Below are 20,898 nucleotides of genomic sequence, written 5' to 3' on the forward strand. Positions count from 1 at the left end.
CCGAAAGCGGGCATGGCGATGACAAAGCGTTCATCCCCGCTGCCGCTCTGGGAAGAAAGGCCACGCGCGGCGCGGCGGAAACCCGCGCAAATTTCATCGGCATGCCACTTTTGGCTTGCGAGCGCCCCGTCACGCCGCTAGGCGCACTCCCCTGCAATGTGTCGGGGCGTGGCGCAGTCTGGTAGCGCACTGGTCTCGGGGTCCAGGGGTCGTAGGTTCGAATCCTATCGCCCCGACCATTGCAGCGAAATCCAAAAGATGATGACCCTGAGCAACGGACGGCGCGTTGGCGCGCTCGTGCGCAAACGCCGCGGATATGAAGCGGGCGCGACGCTCATGCGAGCGCCGCGCGCGCCGCTCAGCCCTTCTTCGCGCCGAGCGCCTTCAGCGCCGCCATCGTGCCCGAAACATGACCCTCGGGGCTCGGTTCGGACAGGACGTAGGCGATCTTGCCGTCCCGCCCGATCACGAACGAGGTGCGGTTCGACCAGCCGGTCTTCTGCGGCAGCGTCACGTCATAGCCGTTGATCGTCGCCGGGGTGGCGACGCCGACCGGGAACTTGTTGCGGCATTCGGTGACGGAGAATTCCTTGATCCGCTCGGCGTTGCCCGCCGTCAGACCGATCAGCGTCGCGCCGAGCTTCTTATATTCGTCGGCGGCTTCGGCGAATTCATGCGCCTCGATCGTGCAGCCTTGCGTGAAAGCGGCCGGGAAGAAATACAGCACCACCGGCCCCTTCTTCAGCGCCGACTGGAGCGTGAAGGTGAAGGTCTTGCCGCCCACCGCCGCCTGGGTGGTGAACAACGGCGCCTTCGCCCCGACCGCGATCGCGGCATGAGCGGGCGCGGCGAGCGCGAGCGTGCCGGCGGCGACGGCAGTCAGAAACTTGAGCATCGATCTTCTCCTAAGGGACAGCGGGCGCATCGCCCCCCGCCGGCGACATACCATGCCGGCGGGGAACCACGCTATTATTGCGTCGGGCCGAGTTTGGTGTTGAGCACCCAGCCGACATTGTCGTTCTCGTCGGCGACTTCCCACCACAGGCCGTTCTTGTTGCCGGTGGGATAGAGGATCGCACCCGGCGTGAGCGTGCGGATCGCCTTGCCGCTCGGCGAGGCGGTGGCGCGCATCGTGACCGGGCCGAGCGCGCTGAACGTCTTGGCCGGCGCGGCCTGGGCGGTGGCGGTGTCGCCAGGGGTGACGAGGCCGAGATCGTTGACGAGCTTCGAATAGGCCTGGATGAACGCCAACGTCACGATCTTGCCGATATCGGTGTTGTCGTAACCGCCGCCGACCACGCCGCCACCCGCGACACCGGCGAAGACGCCGCCGCCCCCGCCGAAGCTCAGCGAGTTCTTGGCGGCATAGCCGTCCTCGGTCGCGAGCGTTTCGGTGGTGCGGACGTTGGTGATCGACAGGACGACGTTCGCCTCCTGCTTGCGGCTGCGGATCCCGCCGACGAGGCCGCCGACCGGACCGCCGATCAGCCCGCCGAGGCCCGCGCCGATCCCGCTGCCGCTCGCGTTGCTGTTGGCGCCCTGCACTTCGGCCTGGAGCACGTAGTCCGCGGCCTTGATCTGGCCGACGCCCACGTTCGCGCCGCGCTGCAGACCGAGCCCGCCGCCGATGTCCCGCTCGCGCTGCGCCGCCTGAAGCCCGCTGCCGCGATCGACCAGATTGAAGCAGCCCGAACGCTGCACCAGCACCTTGAGCAGCTTCTGCGGCGGCGCGAGATTATACTGGGTCCAGCCACGCGGATCATCGCCATCGACGATCGAGAGCGTGCCGAGTTTCCTGGCGCAGCGCGGCACGTCGTTGGCGGTCGCCTCCTGCAGCTTCTGCGCGCCCGAGGGCTTGGCGAGCCGTTGTGCGGGCGCGACCGCGGGCGCCATCGCCACACCCGCAACGAGTAGCGCCGAAATCATTGTACGCATCGATTATCCCCGTATTGTCTCGCGCGCGCCGATGTTTCGGCTGCGGGCGCATTTTGCATGGATGGACCGCGACCTCGAACACCGCGCGCGTACCATTTCGCAGGGGTGATCGCCAGTCTCTTGGGCGGGCGCTTTGGCTTATCGCGCAAGCAATGCTATCGGCTCCCCGACACCCCGTTTCACAGAATGGCCGACGTGACGACTCCACTCGAAAAGATCCGTAATTTCAGCATTATCGCCCATATCGATCATGGGAAGTCGACGCTTGCCGACCGGCTGATCCAACAGACCGGGGGCCTCAGCGACCGCGAGATGTCCGAGCAAGTGCTTGATAACATGGACATCGAGAAGGAGCGCGGAATCACCATCAAGGCGCAGACGGTGCGCCTGTCGTACAAGGCCGACGATGGCGAGACCTATACGCTCAACCTGATGGACACGCCGGGCCATGTCGATTTCGCCTATGAAGTCTCGCGCAGCCTCGCCGCGTGCGAGGGGGCGCTCCTCGTCGTCGATGCCGCGCAGGGCGTCGAGGCGCAGACGCTCGCCAACGTCTATCAGTCGATCGAGCATGACCATGAGATCGTGCCGGTCATCAACAAGATCGACCTGCCCGCCGCCGATCCCGACAAGGTGAAGGCCGAGATCGAGGAGGTGATCGGCCTCGACGCGAGCCAGGCGGTGCTGACCTCGGCCAAATCGGGGATCGGCATCCGCGAGACCCTCGAGGCGATCGTCACGCGCATTCCGCCGCCCAAGGGCGATGCCACCGCGCCGCTGAAGGCGATGCTCGTCGATAGCTGGTACGACCCCTATCTCGGCGTCGTCATCCTGATCCGCGTGATCGACGGGGTCTTGAAGAAGGGCCAGCACGTCAAGTTCATGCAGGCCGGCACCGAGCATCTCGTCGACCGCGTCGGCTGCTTCCGCCCCAAGATCGAGCAGCTCGCCGATCTCGGCCCCGGCGAAATCGGCTTCATCACCGCGCAGATCAAGGATGTCGCGCAGGCGCGCGTCGGCGACACGCTGACGGACGTGAAGCGCCCCGCCGCCGAACCGCTCGCCGGCTTCAAGGAAGTCCAGCCGGTGGTGTTCTGCGGGCTGTTCCCGGTCGATGCCAACGACTTCGAGAAATTGCGCGAGAGCATCTCCAAGCTGCGGCTCAACGACGCGAGCTTCTCGTTCGAGATGGAGACGAGCGCCGCTTTGGGCTTCGGCTTCCGCTGCGGCTTCCTCGGGCTACTGCACCTGGAGATCATCCAGGAGCGGCTGACGCGCGAATATGATCTCGACCTCATCACCACCGCGCCGAGCGTGGTCTATGAGATCGAGCTGACTCACGGCGGCGGCCATATGGAGCTCCACAACCCGGCCGACATGCCCGACCCCAACAAGATCGAAAGCATCTCCGAGCCGTGGATTCTGGCGACGATCTACGTGCCCGACGAATATCTCGGCTCGATCCTCAAATTATGCCAGGATCGGCGCGGCATCCAGAAAGACCTCACCTATGTCGGCGGACGCGCGCAGGCGACCTATGAACTGCCGCTCAACGAAGTGGTGTTCGATTTCTACGATCGGCTGAAATCGCTGTCGAAGGGCTATGCGAGCTTCGATTACACGCAGATCGGCTACCGTGAGGGCGATCTCGTCAAGATGGGCATCCTCGTCAACGAGGAGCCGGTCGACGCGCTCAGCATGATCGTCCACCGCTCGACCGCCGAGGTGCGCGGGCGCGGCATGGTCGAGCGGCTCAAGGAACTGATCCCGCGCCATATGTTCAAGATCCCGATCCAGGCGGCGATCGGCGGCAAGGTGATCGCGCGCGAGACGATCAGCGCGATGCGCAAGGACGTGACCGCGAAATGCTACGGCGGAGACGCGACGCGCAAGCGCAAGCTGCTCGACAAGCAGAAGAAGGGCAAGGCGCGGATGCGGGAATATGGGTCGGTGAGCATCCCGCAGGAGGCGTTCATCGCGGCCTTGAGAATGGGTGACGAGAACTGAGGGAGCGCGTCAGGCTAAGCGCAGCTTAGCCTCGGATCGAAACCGAGCCGGCCGGCAGCGCCCCAGCGCCGTCCGACGCCGCGGCTTTGCCGCGGCGGGTTCCCAATTTCGTGATAGCCGCCCAGCCTAACAGGCCGTGGCCCGCTTAGCACTGTGAAACGAAGACGAAACAGATCAATTCGAAAAGAGTCTGTCGCCTAGGAAGTCGTCAGACATCGGACCTCCCCAGCCGAGCCGTCGATGAAGCGATTTTGCGGGGGACCGGCTCGAAATCGGGCGCGGGGCGGGGTGCGGGCATGCAGTTCTGCATGGATGGCATCGATAACCTAATGGTTCCTTTAGAGCAGCCACGCCCCGCCTTGCCGCCGGCAGGAAGGGCTTTGCCGCAGGCGGCGGGCCGGGTAGCAGGGCGCGTTTCGATTGCGAGGGAGCGACACGGTGAGCGACGACGAGTACGTCTATGACGAGGACAGCGGCGAGTGGGTTCCGGCAGCGGAGCTTGCCGAGAAGACCCGGTTGGCCTCGCAGGTCGAGGTACGGGACTCGGTCGGCAATCTGCTCGCCGATGGCGATCAGGTCACGCTCATCAAGGATCTCGAGGTGAAGGGCGCCGGCCAGACGCTGAAGCGCGGCACGCTCATCAAGTCGATCCGGCTGACGGGCGACGCGCAGGAGATCGACTGCCGCTACGAAGGCATCAAGGGCCTGGTGCTGCGCGCCGAGTTCGTCCGCAAGCGCTGACGGCTCGCCCCGTGCGAACCGCTACGCCGCGAGCCGCGCGCGGTTCATCCGGATCGTCACGATCAGCCCGGTCTCGGCCCAGTCGTAGGTGATCGTGCCGCCGAGCTGATGGGTGACGCTGCGCTGGACGAGCTTGCTGCCGAAGCCGCGCGCGTCGCCCGGCGCGTGAATCTCCGGCCCGCCATGTTCGAGCCAGGTGAGGACGATGTCGTCGCCCTCCGACGTGCTCGACACGTCGAGCGTGCCCTCGGGCACCGACAGCGCGCCATATTTCATCGCGTTGGTGGCGAGTTCGTGGATCACCAGCGCGAGGGCGGTGGCGGCCTTCTCGCCGACGCCCATGCGCTCGACCGCGACGCGGATGCGCCCCTTGAACCCGCCCAGATCATAGGGTGCGAGCAGCACCGCGATCAGATCGCCGAGCAGCTCGGCATCGCCCTGCCCGTCCGGGAGCGGGCGGACCAGATCATGCGCGCGGCCGAGCGCCGAGAGGCGTTCGGTGAGGTCGCTCGCCAATTGCTCCACGGTTTCGGCCGAGCGCGAGGAGATCGCGGTCAGCCCGGAGGCGATCGCGAGCAGATTCTTGACGCGGTGGCTCATCTCGCCGGCGAGCAGCTCGTGCCCTTCCTCAGCCTGCTTGCGGCCGGTGACGTCGAGGAAGATGCCGTACACGGTGTGCGCGACGACATCGTCCTCCTCGCCCTGCCCGCGCGCCGCGACCCAGCGCACCTCGTCGCCGATCATGATGCGGAAGTCTGTCTCATACGGGCCGAGGATCGCGCGCGTCGCGGCGAAGGCCGAGCGGACGCGGTCGCGGTCGGCGGGGTGGATGCGCGCCGACAGTTGCTCGAACGTGACCTCGTCCCGCTGCGGCAGGCCCCACAGCTCGAAGCCGAGTTCGTCCATCGTGAACGCGTCGGTATCGACGTTCCACGCCCATAAAGCGACCCCGGCCGCGGTTATCGCGCGGCGCAACTGCTCCGGGCGCCACTCTTGAGTCGCGGGCATTTTGGTAACCAATTCGAATCCCTCAGTTCCATCCTGGCGCGATCGCACCCCCCTCTTAGTCCGCCCCGCCCCGTTCGGCAAAGCGCGGCCGAAGCGGCATGAAAAAAGGCCGGGCGCTGTCGCCAGCGCCCGGCCCCTCTTCGCGTCCGTGATGAAGATCAGAGGCCGTAGGACAGCCGCAGATAGCCGAACTGGCCCGGCAGATCATAGGTGGTCGGGTCGAAGTTCGCGCTGTCGCAGGTGTTGCAGGCCGGCGGCGCCTTGTTGAAGACGTTGTTCACGCCGGCGGTGAGCCGCATCTTGTGGTCCAGCCACTCGGGCGAATAATAGACCTGGACGTCGCCGTAGAAGGTCGCGCCCATGCGGTGCCCGTCATTCTCGTACACCGCGCTGATGTAGCGCGCGGTGAACGACGCGCCGAACGCGGCGCTCGACCAGTCGAGCGTGGTGTTCAGCTTGAACTCGGGGAAGGCCTGATCGGTGGCGAGGCAGCGTTCGGTGCCCTTGCAGACCAGGGTCGGCGCCTTGAGGTCGGCCGGCGGGCTGACGTCGTACTTGATGAGGTACGCCGCATTCGCGCTCAGACCGATCGTGCCGCCGTACACGGCGGGCGAGCGGTAGAGGAAGGTCGCGTCGAGACCCTCGGTGTGGATCGAGTTGAGGTTCTGCAACGTGCCGTTGATGCCGGAGACATCCCCAAGCGAATTGCGCGTGATGTTGGCGCAGCTCACCGGATCCCCGAAGAACGCGCAGCGGTTGAGCGTGAGCGTGCCGGGCACCGAGTCGATCGCGTTCTTCAGCTCGATGCTGTAGTAATTGACCTCGAGGCTGAGCGTGCTGGCGAGGCTGCCGCGTGCCCAGGACGGGCTGTACACGCCGCCCGCGGTCCAGGTGGTCGAGGTCTCGGGCTTGAGCGCGGTGCTGCCTTGCGAGAAGATGCCGATCTGGCCGCCCTGCGATTCCGCATAGCTGCCGTCCGCCGGCACGCCGTTGGCGATGCAGTTGGCGCGGACGGTCGCGTTGCTCTGGAAGCTGCCGCCCGACGCGCTGGTGCACGGATCGTTGATCGTCGCGTCGGAGCGCGAACGGCCCGCGTACAGTTCGCCGATGCTCGGCGCGCGCAGGCTTTCCGCATAGCCGCCGCGCAGCAACAGGTCGGCGACCGGCTTCCACAGCCCCGAGGCGGTGAAGGTGGTGTTGCCGCCGAACGTCGAATAGTCCGAATGGCGCACCGCGCCGTCGAACTCGAGGCGGTGGAAGAACGGCATGTTCGCGAGGATCGGCACGCGGATTTCGCCGTAGATCTCGTCGGTGTTGAAGCCGCCTCGCGACGGGCTGGTCGGCACGTCGGCGCCGAGGCCGGCGACGATCACCGGATCGGGGTCATAGCTCGCCTTCTGGTCGCGGTGCTCATAGCCGATCGCGACGCCGACCGGTCCGGCCGGCAGATCGAACAGATCGCCCGAGAGGTTGGCGGTGAAATCGGCGAGGCGCTGCATGCTCTTGTCGCGTTCGTCGAAGGTCACGTACTTCAGCATCGCCGGGGTGATCGTGCCGGTGCCGCCCACGGCGGCGCCACCGAAGATGTTGAACGGCACGCAGTCACCGGTGCAGTTCGCGACCGGGCCGAGCGCCTGGGCGAGCTTGGCCGCGTTGAGGTTGCCGGTGAACACCTGGTGCGCGTCGTTCAGGCCATAGACGCCGTTGATGTCCCAGTACCATTTATGCTCGCCGACATGGAACGAGCCGTCGAGCGTCGCGCTCGCGGTGAAGGTGTTCACGTCCTGCGAGAAGGTGCGCTGGCCGCCTTCGACGAAGCGCCGGTTGATCCCGGTGTAGTTCGCCGGCAGCGCCGAGGGCGTGCCATCGAGATTGACGCCCGAGGAGAGCGTCACGCCGAACGGATTGTACGGGTTGGTCGCGTCGATCGAGATGCGGTCGAGCAGATTGCCGTTGCCGGCACCCGGCCCGATCGCCAGCGGCAGGAACGCCGCCTGCGTGGTCGAATTGCGCTTGTTATAGGCGATCCTCGTGCGGAAATGGACCGCGTCCGACAGTTCCTGCTTGAAGTTGAAGAACCCGCCATACCGTTCGGACGGGGTGAGCAGATAGTTGAACGGCGCGAAGTTGAAGCGGCCCGCGTTGTTGAACGCGGTGAAATCCGCCGCGGTCGGGTTGCGGCCGGCGACCGGCGCCTTCAGCGTCACGTCCGTGCCGATGCCGATGAGATTGCCGACGGCGGCGCTGACCCGGTAGCGGCCAAGCGGCGGCGTGCCGCTGCACCCGACGCCATCGGGGAAGGCGGGATCGGTACAGCTCGTCGCATAGGGCGCCGGATATTGCGAGATCGCGCGGTTGGAGGTCTTGACCGGCTCCTGCTTGGTATAGAAGCCGCCGAACACCGCCGAGGTGCCGGTCTCGGGCTTCTGGATGCCGTAGCTCAGTTCATAATTCTGGGTGTGGCCGTCGCCTTGGCGATAGGTGCCGAATTGCGCGTTGGCTTGCAGGCCCTTCTGGCTCTGCTTGGTGATGATGTTGACCACGCCGGCGACCGCGTCCGAGCCGTAGAGCGGCGACGCGCCCGACTGGAGCACTTCGACGCGCTCGATCATGTTCGTCGGGATCGTGTTGAGATCGACCGAAGCCGGGATACCGCCCGCCGACGAGCCGTTGACGTAGCGCATGCCGTCGACCAGCACGAGCGTCCGCTTGGCGCCCAGATAGCGCAGGTCGATTTCCGCCGCGCCCGAGCTGACGCCGGTGCCGTCCGGCGGGCCGCCGATGTTGCCGGCGTTGTTGACCTTGGTGTTGAGGCCGCCGCCCGCGCTCGGCAGGCGTTGCAGCACATCCGCGATCGAGCTGAGCCCGGTCTTGCCGATCGCCGACTGATCGACCGTGATGACCGGCTTGTCCTGATCGAGCGGATTGCGGCGGATGCGCGAGCCGGTCACGACGATATCGCCCGCGTCCGCCGGAGGCGTCGCATCCTGCGCTTCGACCGGCCCAGCAAGCGCCGCCACCGCCAGAGCCAGCGCCGCTGCGCCCGAATATTTCCCGAACTTTATATTTCGCATTCGAATGTGTCCCCTTTGTCCACCTCGAAGCACCCTCTCTTATGCTGTCATAGAAAGGCAACAGTGCTGGGATGGCAAGTGGCGCAAGGGCAACACTGGCCAAAAATCGTACCAGGAAGCGTAAATCCTTCTTATAAGTGAATGAAATTATTTGATTGGAAGATGGCGCGTCAGCGGATCACGCCGATGCGCGGGTATCCCGGCGGAGCGGCGCGATGCCGCGCGCCCAGGCGATGAACGCCTCCTCGGCCATCGGCTCGGCGATCGCATAGCCCTGGATCACGTCGCAGCCGATCACGCGCAGCACGTCCGCCTGCGCGCGGCTTTCGATCCCCTCGCCCACCGCCTCGCAGCCCAGGCCGTGCGCCAGCCCGATCACCGCCTGCGCCACGGCGCGGGCCTGCGCATCCTCGACGACATGCTCGATCAGCGACCGGTCGAGCTTGATCCGGTCGATCGGCAGCCGGCGCAGCCGCGGGAGGTTGGAAGCTGCGGTGCCGTAATCGTCGATCGCGATCGTCGCGCCATCGGCGCGCAACTGGCGAATCGCGTCGATCACCGATTCGCTGCATCGCATCGCCAGCGCCTCGGAGATTTCCAGTTCGAGCAGCCGCGCCGGCGCGTTCGCGGCCAGCATCGCCGCGCGCAATTGCTCGAAGAAGGCGACATGGTCGATCTGGCGCGGCGAGACGTTGATCGCGAGCCGGTGCTCGACGCCGATCCGCTCCCAGCGCGCGATCGTCGCGGCGACTTCGCGTACCACCCATTCGCCGATCTCGACGATCAGCCCGGTCTCCTCCGCGCGCTGGATGAAGCTGCCGGGGAGGCGGAAACCATCGCGCGGGTGGCGCCAGCGCACCAGCGCCTCCGCCGCGACGATCGCGCCGTCGCCGGCCGCGACCTGCGGCTGGAAGACCAGCATGAACTGATCGTCGCGGATCGCATCGCGCAATTCACTTTCGAGCTGGTGGCGCTGCGCGATCCCGGCCGCGAGCGTTTCGGAGAAATGCTCGGCGCGGCCGCGGCCGCTCGCCTTCGCGTGGTACATCGCGGCATCGGCGGCGCGCATCAGCTCGGTCAGCGACCTGCCGTGATCGGGGCGGAGCGCGATGCCGACCGACGCGCCGATCGTCACGTCGCTGCCGTGCAGGCGGAACGGCTCCGACAGCGCGAACAGCACGCTGCGGCAAATCCGCCCGACCGTGACCGGATCGCTGACGCCGACGAAGAACATCGTGAACTCGTCGCCCGCGAGCCGCCCGATCAGCGGCGAATGCCCGTCGCACGCGCCCGCGAAACGCTCGCCGACCGCACGCAGCCGGTTCGCGACCATTTCGAGCAGCAGATCGCCGGTGGCATGGCCCATCGTGTCGTTGACGAGCTTGAAGCGATCGAGGTCGATGAACAGCAACGCCGCGTTCTTCGTGTCGGGCAGTTCGGCGAGCACCCGTTCACAACTGCGGCGGAAGCTCGTGCGGTTGGGCAGCCCGGTCACCGCATCGACCAGCGCGAGGTGGCTGACGGTGTTGAGCGCGATCGTCTGCGCCTCGAACAACGCCGCCATCGCGCTCGCCAGCTCCGGCGCATGGGCGGTGGTGACGGCGGGGACGGTGCTGCTGAGATCCCCCTCGGCGGCGACGGCGAGCCGCTCCACCGCGCCGTTGATCGCGGCCCGGCGCGCGGCGGCGGCGCGGCTGGATACCAGCAGCAGCCCGAGCGCGCACGCGCCCGCGGACGTTAGCGCTACCATCGCGGTGCGCAGATCGAACGCGGCGATACCGGCGAGCAGCATCGCCAGCACGGCGGCGACACCCGTCGCGCGGCGCGGGTGGCTCAACAAAGCTCGTGTCATCGCGATTTGAGCCACTCCTGCGACCGTTGGATGTTCGCTCCCGTGCCGCCCCGGATATCACCCAAAGGTTAACGGTTTCGATGCCCCGTGCTGCGCCGCAGGATGACGTAGAGCGCGCCGTTTCCGCCGTGGCGCGGATGCGCCGGCCGCACCGCCGCGATGTGCGGCCCGTGGCGCGAACCGGCGAGCCAGTCGCCGATGGCGGCGCGGATCGCGCCGCGCGCATGCGGCCGCTCGCTTTCGGCGCGCGGCGGCTTGCCGGTGATGACGAGCAGCACGCGCTGGCCGCTCTGGATCGCGAAATCGAGCGCGGCGTCGAGCCGGGAATAGGCCGAGCTGAGCGTATGGCCGTGCAGGTCGATCGAACTGTCGGGCACGGTGCGCCCGCGCGACAGATCGCGGTCCCACGATCCGTCGAGCGTATTGGCGGTAAGCGGGCGCGGCGCGGTGGGCTTCACCGGCAGCGGCAACGGCGCGGGTACGCGGCCGCGTACCTTCCTCGCCGGTGCGGGCGCGGGCGTGGCGGTGGGCGGCGCCGGGGCGGGCGCGGCCGCCGGCTTGGCGGGGACTGGCGGGCGGATCGGGCGGACGCTCGCGATCACGCGCGCCCACAGCGCCGCCTCCTCAGCGCTTAGCGGGGGCTTTCCCATTGTGCCCTTCCGCCGCGAGCCGTGCCAGCGTCCCGACCGGCAGCAGCAGGAACGCGGTGCCGTGCGCGGACATGCCGCCGGCGGTCGCCTCCGCCTGCGCGCCGCCGCCCCAATAGGTATCGAAGCGGTTGGCGCCCTTGATCGCGCCGCCGGTATCCTGCGCGATCCAGATGCCGTTCGCGTCGGCGCGGTCGAGCGACAGCAGCACCGGCGCGCCGAGCGGGATGAACCTGGGATCGGCGGCGACGCTCGCTCCGCCCGTCACCGGATAGCCGAGCGCACCGATCGGCGGCGTGTCGAGCGTCCGGAAGAACACGAAGCTCTTGTTCTCACGCATGAGCGCGCGCCCCTCGGCCGGGTGCGCGCGCAGCCACGCGACGATCCCCTGCATCGTCGCCTGCCCCGGCGCGAGCAATCCGCGCTGGCGCATCAAGGCGCCGATGCCGGTATAATCGCGCCCGTTCTGGGTCGCATAGCCGATCCGCAGCATCGACCCGTCGGGAAGCCGCAGCCGGCCCGACCCCTGGATCTGAAGGAAGAACAGGTCGATCGGATCGGCCGCCCAGGCGAGCACCGGCGCGCGATTGCCGAGCGCACCATCCTCGATCGCGGCGCGATCGTAATAGGGCACGAAAGTGGCGCCATCGACGCGGCCACGGATCTTCTTGCCCTTGAGGCTGTCGCTGAACTGGCCGAGATCGACATCGACGAGATCGGTCGGGCGGCCGAAGATCGGCACCTGGCAGCACCGCCGGCGGTCGCGCGATCCCGCGATCTCGGGTTCGTAATAGCCGGTCGCGAACGCCTTGCCGTCGCCGACCTGCGCGGTCTCGAAATATTGCGCGAAGAAACTCCGCGCTTCGCCGGGCTGGGCGGCCACGGCGGCGTCGCAGGCCGCGTTCCAGTCCCCCGCGCGGGTGAGGCCCGAGGCGTCGTCGCGCTTGCGCAGCGCCGGGCATGACAGGCGGAACGCGGCCAGCGCGCGCGCGGCCTGCGCCTCATCGATCGGCAGTGTATAGACCGCCGGGCCGGCGACGACGCCCGCCTCACGCGCACCCGCCGCGCCCGGCGCCGCCGTGGCGGGCGCCGGCGTCAGCGGCCGGGTGGAGGCGGACGGCCGCCGCGCCGGCGCGGTGCCCGCGCCCGGCCGTTCGGCGGGACTGACGCACGCGCCCAGCAGCAGCGCCGCCGCGAGCGCGCCCCAGCGAAGCAACGACGTCACGCTTCGTCGGTGTCGGCGAGCTTCCAGTTCGGATCGCTGCTCTTCAGCGTCCGCGCGAAGGTCCAGATGTCATGCGTCTCGACCGCGTCGGTCATCGACCCCGCGACGACGACACCGTCGCGGTCGCGCGTCACCGCCGCGATGACGGCGTCGAAGCGCACCGTGATCCGCGCGGCCTTGCCGGTCAGCACCGCATCGGTGATCGCGGCGCGCTCGATCGTGACGAGGCGGTTGTCGAGCGTGTGCCCGGCCTCGGCGCGTTCGGCGATGGCGGCGACGAACGCCGCGCGTACGTCATCCTCGGCGAGCCAGGCGAGCTGCTCCTCGTCGCCGCTCCAATAGGCTTCGAGGATCATCCGATACGCCGACTGCGCGCCTTCGAGAAAACGCGACACGTCGAAGCCCGGCTCCGCCGAGACGATCGCGCGCAGGCCCGTCTCGGCGCGCGGCGCGATGTTGCGGCCGAACAGTTCGCGCGATTCGACGGGAGTCTCGATCGGACGCGGCAGCACCGTGATCGGCGCGCGATCCTCCGCGGGCTTGGGCAAAGGCTGCTCATGCCCGGTCCGCTTGCCGAGGACCATGTAGAGACGCAACGCCAGAAAACCGGCGACCATCCCGAGCAGAACCACGTAGAACACTTTGCCTCCTGAACTTCGGCGAGCCGCCAATATAGGCGTAACGCACCGCCGATACAAATGGCACCGCCGCCTGCGTGTTGAACTGCCGCGCGCCCCCTGCTACGCGCGCCGCTTCGGCAGCGCCAGAGCGTGCGCCGCTCCGGCAGAGAATCAAGGACGCGTTTCATGAGCGAACAGGACGACGGCATCATCACCAGCACCGCCCCGTTTTCGAACGGTGAGGACGCGGCCCCCGCTGCCGGGCTGATCTCGCAATATGTCAAGGACTTGTCGTTCGAGAACCCGAACGCGCCGGCGATCTACCAGACGCAGAGCGCGCCGAGCATCGACGTGCAGTTCAACATCGGCGCCAATCAGGTCGGCGAGGATGTCCATGAGATCACGCTGCGTATCGAAGTGCGCGCGGAATCCGAGGGCACCGTCGCGTTCCTGGTCGATCTGTCGTTCGCCGGGCTGTTCGGGCTGCGCAACATCCCCGCCGAGCACATCCAGCCGTTCCTGCTCGGCGAGGCGCCGCGCCTGCTCTTCCCGTTCGCGCGCCGCGTGCTCGCCGACGCGGTCCGCGACGGCGGCTTCCCGCCGCTGATGCTCGAGCCGATCGATTTCGGCGCGCTGTATCTCCAGCAGGCCGCGCAGCAGCAGGCCAATGTCGGCGTGACCGGCAACGCCTGAACTCGGCTAAGGGGGCGGGCGCCGAACGATGAACCTCGCGCGCGCGCTCGGCTCGGTCGGCGGGCTCACGCTCGCCAGCCGCATTCTAGGGCTGGTGCGTGATTCGCTGTTCGCGCGCTATGTCGGGGCGAGCTTCGCGTCGGACGCGTTCCTCGTCGCGTTCCGTCTGCCCAATATGTTCCGCGCGCTGTTCGCCGAAGGGGCGTTCTCGGCGGCGTTCATCCCGATGTTCAACAAGAAGGTCGGCGACAAGAGCGGCGGCGGCCTGCCCGACGGAATCGCCTTCGCGCAGGACGTGCTCTCGGTCCTGCTGCCGATCCTGATCGTGATGACGGTGATCCTCGAAGTGTTCGCCTGGCCGGTGACACTGGCGCTGTCGGGCAAGTTCCACGGCGTCAGCCACGACCAGTTCGCCTTCGCGGTGCTGCTGTCACGCTTCACCATCCCCTATCTGATGCTCATCAGCCTGGTGTCGCTGCTGGGGAGCATCCTCAATTCGCTTCAGAAATTCTGGGTCAACGCCGCCGCGCCGATCCTGCTCAACGTGACGCTGATCGTCGCGCTGCTCGCGTTCCACAACCATGATCCGTTCGTCACCGCGCGCAACCAGGCGATCGCGGTGAGCGTGTCGGGGCTGCTGCAACTGATCTGGCTCTATGCCTCGTGCCGCGCCAACGGCGTCAGCATCCGCCCGCGCCTGCCGCGGCTCAATGACGACGTGAAGCGGCTGCTCGCGCTGATCTGGCCTGCCGCTGCGGGCGCTGGCGCGGTGCAGATCAACCTCGTCGTCTCGACCGCGCTCGCCGCCTCGCTGCTCGATCATGGCTCGGTGACGTACATCTATATGGCCGACCGGGTGAACCAGCTCCCGCTCGGGCTGATCGGCATCGGTCTGGGCACCGTGCTGCTACCGCTGATCTCGCGCCAGCTCGGCGCGGGCGAGGACGCGGCGGCGATGGAGACGCAGAACCGCGGCATGGAACTGGCGCTGCTGCTCACCCTCCCCGCGACGGTCGCGCTGGTCTTGTGCGGCGGCCCGATCGTCGCCGCGCTGTTCGAGCACGGCAAGTTCGACGCGGTCGATACGGTCAACACCGCGCAGGCGCTCGCCGCCTTCTCGGTCGGGCTGCCGAGCTACATCCTCGTCAAGGTGCTGACCCCCGGCTTCTACGCGCGCGCCGACACCAGGACGCCGGTGCGCTACGCGACGATCTCGATGGGGGTGAACCTCGCGCTCAACCTCGTGCTGATCCTGCCGCTCAAGCACATGGGGCCGCCGCTCGCCACCGCGCTCGCCTCGACCGTCAACACTGCCCTGCTCTATCGATCGCTGCGCAAGCGCGGCCATTTCGCGCCCGATGCGCGGCTGCGCCGCCGCGCGTGGCGGCTCGCGCTCGCCGCGCTGGCGATGGGGCTGATCCTGTGGCTGCTGCAGGGGCTGCTGACACCCTATACGCATGGAAGCTGGGCGGTGCGGACGGGGGCGATGCTGGTGCTGGTCGCCGCCGGCGGCTTGGTCTATGCGATCGGGACCTTCGTCCTCGGCGCGTTCACCCGCGCCGATCTGGCCTTCCTGCGGCGCCGTCGCGCCTGACAACCGAGAGCATCAATGCGTATCGTTTCCGGCATCCAGCCCACCGGCAATCTCCACCTCGGCAATTATCTCGGCGCGATCCGGCAGTGGGTGGCGATGCAGGACGGCATGGGGGCGGACGACACCTGCCTGTTCTTCCTCGCCGATCTCCACGCCTTGTCGCAGCCGGTGGTCGCCGCCGAGTTGCACGCCAACACGGTCGAGATGGCCGCGACCCTGCTCGCCTGCGGGATCGATCCGGCGCGCTCGATCCTGTTCAACCAGGCGCGCGTGCCGGCGCATAGCGAGTTGTGCTGGTTGCTCAGCGGCACCGCCCGCATGGGCTGGCTCAACCGCATGACGCAGTGGAAGGACAAGGCCGGCAAGAGCGGCGAGACGCAGTCGGTCGCGCTGTTCACCTATCCCGTCCTGCAAGCCGCCGACGTGCTGCTCTACAAGGCCACGCACGTGCCCGTAGGACATGACCAGAAGCAGCATCTCGAACTCGCCCGCGATGTCGCCACCAAGTTCAACACCGATTTCGGCGTCGATCTGTTCCCGCTGCCCGAGCCGTTGATCTCCAAGGCCGCGCCGCGCATCATGTCCTTGCGCGACGGATCGGTGAAGATGTCCAAGTCCGACCCGTCGGATGCCTCGCGCATCAACCTGGTCGACAGCGACGATGTGATCGCGAGCAAGCTGCGTAAGGCTAAGAGCGATGCCGACGTGTTGCCCGAGACGGCGGCGGGGCTCGAAGGCCGCGCCGAGGCGCTCAACCTCGTGACGATCTACGCGGCGCTCGCTGGGATCGAGCCCGACGCGGTGCTTGCCGAGCATGCCGGCAAGGGCTTCGGCGCGTTCAAGCCCGCGCTCGCCGATCTCGCGATCGCGACTTTGGGGCCGATCCGCGACCGGCTGACCGCGCTGCTCGGCGATCGCCCCGCGGTGGCGGTGGCGCTGGCGGAGGGCGCCGCCAAGGCGGCGGCGCTCGGCGCGCCAACCCTGCGCGCCGCGCAGGAGGCGGTGGGGCTGCATCTGTAGACGTGGCCTTTCTCAAACCAAACTGTTCGTCCCGAGCGAAGGCACCTGCGTTCCGGGCTTGTCGCTCGACTGCAGTCGGGACGAACGGTTGAGTTCAAGAACGGCGGGGAATGACACGCACGGGAAGGGTTTGATCCGTCGGCCCGATCGCCCGCGCGATCCGTCTCTAGGCAGCGTCTTGTTCAAGCGCTATTCAGGGGCCATCTGGCAGTGCAAATACAATGCCGTCTCCAGCAAGGTCATGAAATCATGAAGATGTTTCCTTTCGCTGCCGCCGCGCTGCTTGCGCTGGCGGGCTGTGCCCAGCCGTTCGCGGCGAAAGTGTCGCGCTTCCAGCAACTGCCGCCGTCGGCAGGCCAGACCTTCACGGTCGAGCCGACCAACCCCAATCTGCGCGGTGGTCTAGAATTCAGCCAATATGCCAACCTCATCTCGGCGAAGCTCGTGCAGCAGGGCTATCGCCCGGCGCAGGGCGCGTCGGCCGAGCTCGTTGTCAAGGTCGCCTATGATGTTGATCACGGGCGCGAGCGCACCGTCACCACGCCGGGCTTCGGCGGCGGCTATGGCTATGGCGGCGGTTGGGGTGGCTGGGGCGGCCCGCGCTGGGGCTATTACGGCCGCAGCCGCTTCGCTTATGGCTTCAACGACCCGTTCCTGTGGGGCGGCGGCTTCGGCCCCGACGTGTCGAGCTACACCGTCTATACCAGCGAGCTCATGGTGACGATCGAGCGGGCCGACAATGGCGCGCACGTGTTCGAGGGCACCGCCAAGGCGCAGTCGCGCACCGACGACCTGCCGTATCTCGTGCCGCGCCTCGTCGAGGCGATGTTCACCGGCTTCCCCGGCAATTCCGGCGAAACGGTGAAGATCACGATCGCGCCCGAGAAGAAGCGCTGAACTGACCCAAGCTGGGGTGAGCCTGCCGGGCTCACCCCCGTTCGTGCTGAGCGAGGTCGAAGCACGAACGCGGTCGTTTTGGATTGGGTGAGAGCGCGCCGACGGCGAAGCCGTCGGCCGGGTTCGGCGGCGAGCGCCGACCCGCCGGCCGTGCCGGGTGGTGCGGCGGCGCCGCACCGGCCAGCAGCGTGCTGGCCTCCACCCGTCAGTCCTCCTCGGCGATCCGTACGCGCAGCCCGTCGAGCGCGTCGCTGAACGGCAATTGGCACGACAGCCGCGAGGTGGCGTCGCGGTCATTCGTGGAATCGAGCAGATCGTCCTCGTCCGCGCTCATCTCGGGCAGTTTGGACGCAAAATCCGGGTCGACATGGACGTGGCAGGTCGCGCACGAGCAGCAGCCGCCACACAGCGCCAGGAGTTCATCGATGCCGGCGTCGCGAATGATCTCCATCACGCTATGGCCGACCTGTCCGTCGAGCGTGCGTTCTTCCCCTTCGCGGGTCACGACGATAAGCTTGGGCATGCATTTCCTCCCTCGGGGTTCCGTCGCGCCGCCATGCCGCGCCGCCCCTGTCAACGCAAGGACGCGTCCGTGGGCCTGAGCGCCGAGCAACTCCGCGGCGGCCTCGACGCGCTCGGCGCGATCGAGCCCGCCTTCGCCGCCGCGATCCTCCGCGCCGGCTATCCCGAACCGCGAATCCGCGCGCGCGGCTACGCCACCTTGCTGCGCACGATCCTCGGCCAGCAGGTCAGCACGCATGCGGCGGAGGCGGTGTGGCGCAAGCTCGCGTTGGTGGCGGGCGACGTCACCGATCCCGCGACGATCCTCCGCGCGAGCGACGAGCAGCTTCGCGAGGCGGGCCTCTCACGCCAGAAGGCGAGCTATGCACGCAGCCTCGCCGAAGAGGTGACGAGCGGCCGGCTCGATCTCGACGATCTGCCCGAGGACGATGAGGAGGCGATCAAGGCGCTGGTGCGGATCAAGGGTATCGGTCGCTGGTCGGCGGAAATCTATCTTCTGTTTGCGGAGGGGCGCGGCGACATCTGGCCGGCCGGCGACCTCGCCGTGCAGATCGAGATCGGCCGCCTGCTCGGACACGAGGCACGGCCGGGCGAGAAGCTGCTGCGCGAACTGGCCGAAGGCTGGCGGCCGCACCGTGGCGCGCTCGCGATCTTCGCCTGGCACCATTACGGCAGTGACATGAAGGTGATTTGAGTCCTTCGTTCGCGCCGAACCTCGCCGAAGCCCTTGCGCTCGGCCTTCGACTTCGCTCAGGGCGAACGGCGGTTGGATTATCGAGACATATGAGGACGTACCCATGACCAAATGGACGATCGGCATCATCGGCGGCTCGGGCCTCTACGCGATCGATGGCCTGCGCAACGCCGAATGGCGCCGCGTCGAGACGCCGTGGGGCGATCCGTCGGACGAATTGCTGTTCGGCACGATCGGCGACGTCGATCTGGTCTTCCTGCCGCGCCACGGCCGGGGCCACCGCATCAGCCCGTCCGAGCTCAACTTCCGCGCCAATATCGACGCGCTCAAGCGCAGCGGGGTGACCGACATCCTCGCGATCTCGTCGATCGGCAGCCTCCAGGAAGAGCTCGAGCCGGGCAAGTTCGTGATCGTCGACCAGTTCATCGACCGGACTGTCGCGCGCGCGTCGAGTTTCTTCGGCACCGGCATGGTCGCCCACGTCTCGATGGCCGAGCCGACCTGCCCGCGCCTGTCGAGCCTTGCGGCGGCGGCGGTGACGGCGGCGGGCGGCACGGCGGCGGCGGGCGCGACCTATATCGCGATGGAAGGCCCGCAATTCTCGTCGCGCGCGGAAAGCCTGCTCTACCGGCAATGGGGCGCCGACGTGATCGGCATGACCGCGATGCCCGAGGCCAAACTCGCCCGCGAGGCGGAGATTCCCTATGCGCTGATCGGCATGGTGACCGATTATGATTGCTGGCGCGAGAGCGAGGCGCATGTCGAGGTGAGCGAGGTCATCAAGCAGATGCACGCCAATGGCGAGATCGCGCGCAAGACGGTCGCCGCGTTCGTCGAAGCGCTCCCGTCCGAACGCGCCGCCTCGCCGCTCGATACCGTGCTCGACCAGGCGCTCATCACCGCGCCCGAGGCGCGCGATCCCGCGCTGCTCGCGAAGCTCGACGCGATCATGGCGCGCGTGCTGGGGCGCTGAGGCGCTTACGATTGCTCGTCACGCCGGAGCATTCCGGCATCCGCGGGTCGCGGCGACGACGCGGGCACCCGCATCGACCTTTCGGTCCGCTCGGGCTAGGGGATCGGCAGAACCGATATCAGGAGCGGACCAATGGCCGGCATGAGCGCCTTCGACTGGGCGGACCCGTTTTTTCTCGACGATCATCTCGAGGATGATGAGCGGATGATCCGCGACACGGCGCGCGCTTATGCCGAGGACCGGCTCGCGCCGCGCATCCTCGCCGCGTTCCGGGACGAGCAGACCGACCCCGAGATCTTCCGCGAAATGGGTGCGCTCGGGCTGCTCGGCGCGACCGTGCCCGAGCAATATGGTGGCGTCGGTGCCTCCTATGTCGCCTACGGCCTCGTCGCGCGCGAGGTGGAGCGGATCGACTCGGGCTATCGCTCGATGATGTCGGTCCAGTCGAGCCTGGTCATGTATCCGATCCTCGCCTTCGGATCGGACGCGCAGAAGGCCAAATACCTGCCGCGCCTCGCCACCGGCGAATGGATTGGGGCGTTCGGCCTGACCGAACCCGACGCCGGCTCGGACCCCGCCGGCATGATGACGCGCGCGGTCAAGACCGACGGCGGATATCGCCTGTCGGGCGCGAAGACCTGGATCACCAACGCGCCGATCGCCGACGTGTTCGTCGTCTGGGCCAAGTCGGACGCGCACGGCGGCGCGATCCGCGGCTTCGTGCTCGAACGCGGCATGGCTGGGCTTTCGACGCCGAAGATCGACAACAAACTGAGCCTGCGCGCGTCGGTCACTGGCGGAATCGTGCTCGAGGATGTCGAGGTCGGCGAGGACGCGCTGTTTCCCGAGGTGTCCGGGTTGAAGGGGCCGTTCTCGTGCCTCAACCGTGCGCGCTACGGGATCAGTTGGGGTGCGCTCGGCGCGGCGGAGTTCTGCTTCCACGCCGCGCGGCAATATGGCCTCGACCGCAAGCAGTTCGGCCGACCGCTCGCAGCGACGCAATTGTTCCAGAAGAAGCTCGCCGACATGCAGACCGAGATCGCGCTCGGGCTACAAGCCAGCCTGCGTGTCGGGCGGCTGATGGACCAGGGCCGGTTCGCGCCCGAGATGGTCTCGATCGTCAAGCGCAACAACGTCGGCAAGGCGCTCGAGATCGCGCGGATGGCGCGTGACATGCACGGCGGCAACGGCATTTCCGGCGAATATCAGGTGATGCGCCACCTGATGAACCTGGAGACGGTCAACACCTATGAAGGCGCCGCCGACGTCCACGCGCTGATCCTCGGGCGCGCGATCACCGGGATCGCGGCGTTTTAACACACGTCACCCTCACCCGTCCCACCCGGCTTCGCCGGGCGGGCCCCTTCCCTCTCCCTTCGGGAGAGGGAGGAAGGAG

18 protein-coding genes and 1 tRNA gene are annotated in these 20,898 nt (G+C 67.7%); 10 read left to right on the top strand and 9 right to left on the bottom strand.

The window, feature by feature from the left end; all coding sequences use genetic code 11:
- The first annotated feature begins 162 nt into the window (after positions 1-162).
- A tRNA-Pro gene (locus tag BLS81_RS02230) sits at positions 163-239 on the top strand.
- A gap of 119 nt (positions 240-358) precedes the next feature.
- Here BLS81_RS02230 and BLS81_RS02235 read toward each other — a convergent pair.
- Positions 359-895, bottom strand: a complete 537-nt coding sequence (locus tag BLS81_RS02235) for a peroxiredoxin (RefSeq protein WP_093220157.1) — start codon at positions 893-895, stop codon at positions 359-361.
- 74 nt (positions 896-969) lie between these two features.
- Complete coding sequence (locus tag BLS81_RS02240; RefSeq protein ID WP_218123093.1) at positions 970-1,926, bottom strand: CsgG/HfaB family protein; 957 nt, start codon at positions 1,924-1,926, stop codon at positions 970-972.
- Between the two features lie 204 nt (positions 1,927-2,130).
- Between BLS81_RS02240 and lepA the strand changes: the two genes are divergently transcribed.
- Together lepA and BLS81_RS02250 are read left to right on the top strand one after the other, a co-directional pair.
- Positions 2,131-3,942, top strand: coding sequence for a translation elongation factor 4 (gene lepA / locus BLS81_RS02245; protein WP_093221726.1), 1,812 nt, complete (start codon positions 2,131-2,133; stop codon positions 3,940-3,942).
- A 438-nt stretch (positions 3,943-4,380) separates the two neighbouring features.
- Entirely contained in the window at positions 4,381-4,683 is a 303-nt protein-coding gene (locus tag BLS81_RS02250; protein ID WP_093220163.1) for an alkylphosphonate utilization protein, read from the top strand.
- Positions 4,684-4,704: 21 nt separating this feature from the next.
- On the opposite strand, the gene BLS81_RS02255 is transcribed toward BLS81_RS02250, so the two are convergent.
- The 6 genes from BLS81_RS02255 to BLS81_RS02280 form a co-directional block, all read right to left on the bottom strand.
- Positions 4,705-5,658, bottom strand: a complete 954-nt coding sequence (locus BLS81_RS02255) for a sensor histidine kinase (RefSeq protein ID WP_256326030.1) — start codon at positions 5,656-5,658, stop codon at positions 4,705-4,707.
- A 191-nt stretch (positions 5,659-5,849) separates the two neighbouring features.
- Positions 5,850-8,765 (bottom strand): TonB-dependent receptor domain-containing protein, encoded by a 2,916-nt coding sequence (locus BLS81_RS02260; RefSeq protein WP_093220169.1) that lies wholly within the window; start codon positions 8,763-8,765, stop codon positions 5,850-5,852.
- A 178-nt stretch (positions 8,766-8,943) separates the two neighbouring features.
- Complete coding sequence (locus BLS81_RS02265) at positions 8,944-10,617, bottom strand: putative bifunctional diguanylate cyclase/phosphodiesterase (RefSeq protein WP_093220172.1); 1,674 nt, start codon at positions 10,615-10,617, stop codon at positions 8,944-8,946.
- 68 nt (positions 10,618-10,685) lie between these two features.
- The gene (locus BLS81_RS02270) at positions 10,686-11,267 is read right to left on the bottom strand and encodes a Smr/MutS family protein (protein ID WP_093220176.1); all 582 of its coding nucleotides are present in this window, start codon (positions 11,265-11,267) and stop codon (positions 10,686-10,688) included.
- The gene (locus BLS81_RS02275) at positions 11,242-12,489 is read right to left on the bottom strand and encodes a murein transglycosylase A (RefSeq protein WP_093220179.1); all 1,248 of its coding nucleotides are present in this window, start codon (positions 12,487-12,489) and stop codon (positions 11,242-11,244) included. Before BLS81_RS02275 ends, BLS81_RS02270 begins: the two co-directional genes overlap by 26 nt.
- Entirely contained in the window at positions 12,486-13,130 is a 645-nt protein-coding gene (locus BLS81_RS02280; protein ID WP_143023268.1) for a Tim44/TimA family putative adaptor protein, read from the bottom strand. The genes BLS81_RS02275 and BLS81_RS02280 overlap by 4 nt, the downstream gene beginning before the upstream one ends.
- Before the next feature lie 165 nt (positions 13,131-13,295).
- On the opposite strand from BLS81_RS02280, the gene secB reads away from it, so the two are divergent.
- From secB to BLS81_RS02300, 4 genes are all read left to right on the top strand, one after another.
- Positions 13,296-13,802 carry a protein-export chaperone SecB gene (gene secB, locus BLS81_RS02285; protein ID WP_093220182.1) on the top strand — a complete coding sequence of 169 codons (507 nt, stop codon included), beginning with the start codon at positions 13,296-13,298 and terminating at the stop codon, positions 13,800-13,802.
- Positions 13,803-13,830: 28 nt separating this feature from the next.
- A complete protein-coding gene (murJ, locus tag BLS81_RS02290) occupies positions 13,831-15,396 on the top strand; it encodes a murein biosynthesis integral membrane protein MurJ (RefSeq protein ID WP_093220185.1) in 1,566 nt (521 codons plus the stop codon).
- Between the two features lie 15 nt (positions 15,397-15,411).
- Positions 15,412-16,416 (top strand): tryptophan--tRNA ligase, encoded by a 1,005-nt coding sequence (gene trpS / locus BLS81_RS02295; RefSeq protein WP_093220188.1) that lies wholly within the window; start codon positions 15,412-15,414, stop codon positions 16,414-16,416.
- A gap of 249 nt (positions 16,417-16,665) precedes the next feature.
- Positions 16,666-17,313 carry a DUF4136 domain-containing protein gene (locus tag BLS81_RS02300; RefSeq protein ID WP_093220191.1) on the top strand — a complete coding sequence of 216 codons (648 nt, stop codon included), beginning with the start codon at positions 16,666-16,668 and terminating at the stop codon, positions 17,311-17,313.
- A 205-nt stretch (positions 17,314-17,518) separates the two neighbouring features.
- Here BLS81_RS02300 and BLS81_RS02305 read toward each other — a convergent pair whose 3' ends face one another.
- Positions 17,519-17,836 (bottom strand): 2Fe-2S iron-sulfur cluster-binding protein, encoded by a 318-nt coding sequence (locus BLS81_RS02305; RefSeq protein WP_093220194.1) that lies wholly within the window; start codon positions 17,834-17,836, stop codon positions 17,519-17,521.
- Between the two features lie 69 nt (positions 17,837-17,905).
- On the opposite strand from BLS81_RS02305, the gene BLS81_RS02310 reads away from it, so the two are divergent.
- The 3 genes from BLS81_RS02310 to BLS81_RS02320 all read left to right on the top strand — a co-directional run bounded on the left by BLS81_RS02310 (position 17,906) and on the right by BLS81_RS02320 (position 20,819).
- Positions 17,906-18,529, top strand: coding sequence for a DNA-3-methyladenine glycosylase family protein (locus tag BLS81_RS02310; protein WP_093221730.1), 624 nt, complete (start codon positions 17,906-17,908; stop codon positions 18,527-18,529).
- Between the two features lie 103 nt (positions 18,530-18,632).
- Positions 18,633-19,502, top strand: a complete 870-nt coding sequence (locus tag BLS81_RS02315) for an S-methyl-5'-thioadenosine phosphorylase (protein WP_093220197.1) — start codon at positions 18,633-18,635, stop codon at positions 19,500-19,502.
- A gap of 132 nt (positions 19,503-19,634) precedes the next feature.
- Positions 19,635-20,819, top strand: a complete 1,185-nt coding sequence (locus BLS81_RS02320; protein WP_093220201.1) for an acyl-CoA dehydrogenase — start codon at positions 19,635-19,637, stop codon at positions 20,817-20,819.
- The last annotated feature ends 79 nt before the right edge of the window (positions 20,820-20,898 follow it).

The organism is Sphingomonas sp. NFR15 (assembly GCF_900103265.1).
GTDB classification, from domain to species: Bacteria; Pseudomonadota; Alphaproteobacteria; order Sphingomonadales; family Sphingomonadaceae; genus Sphingomonas; species Sphingomonas pollutisoli.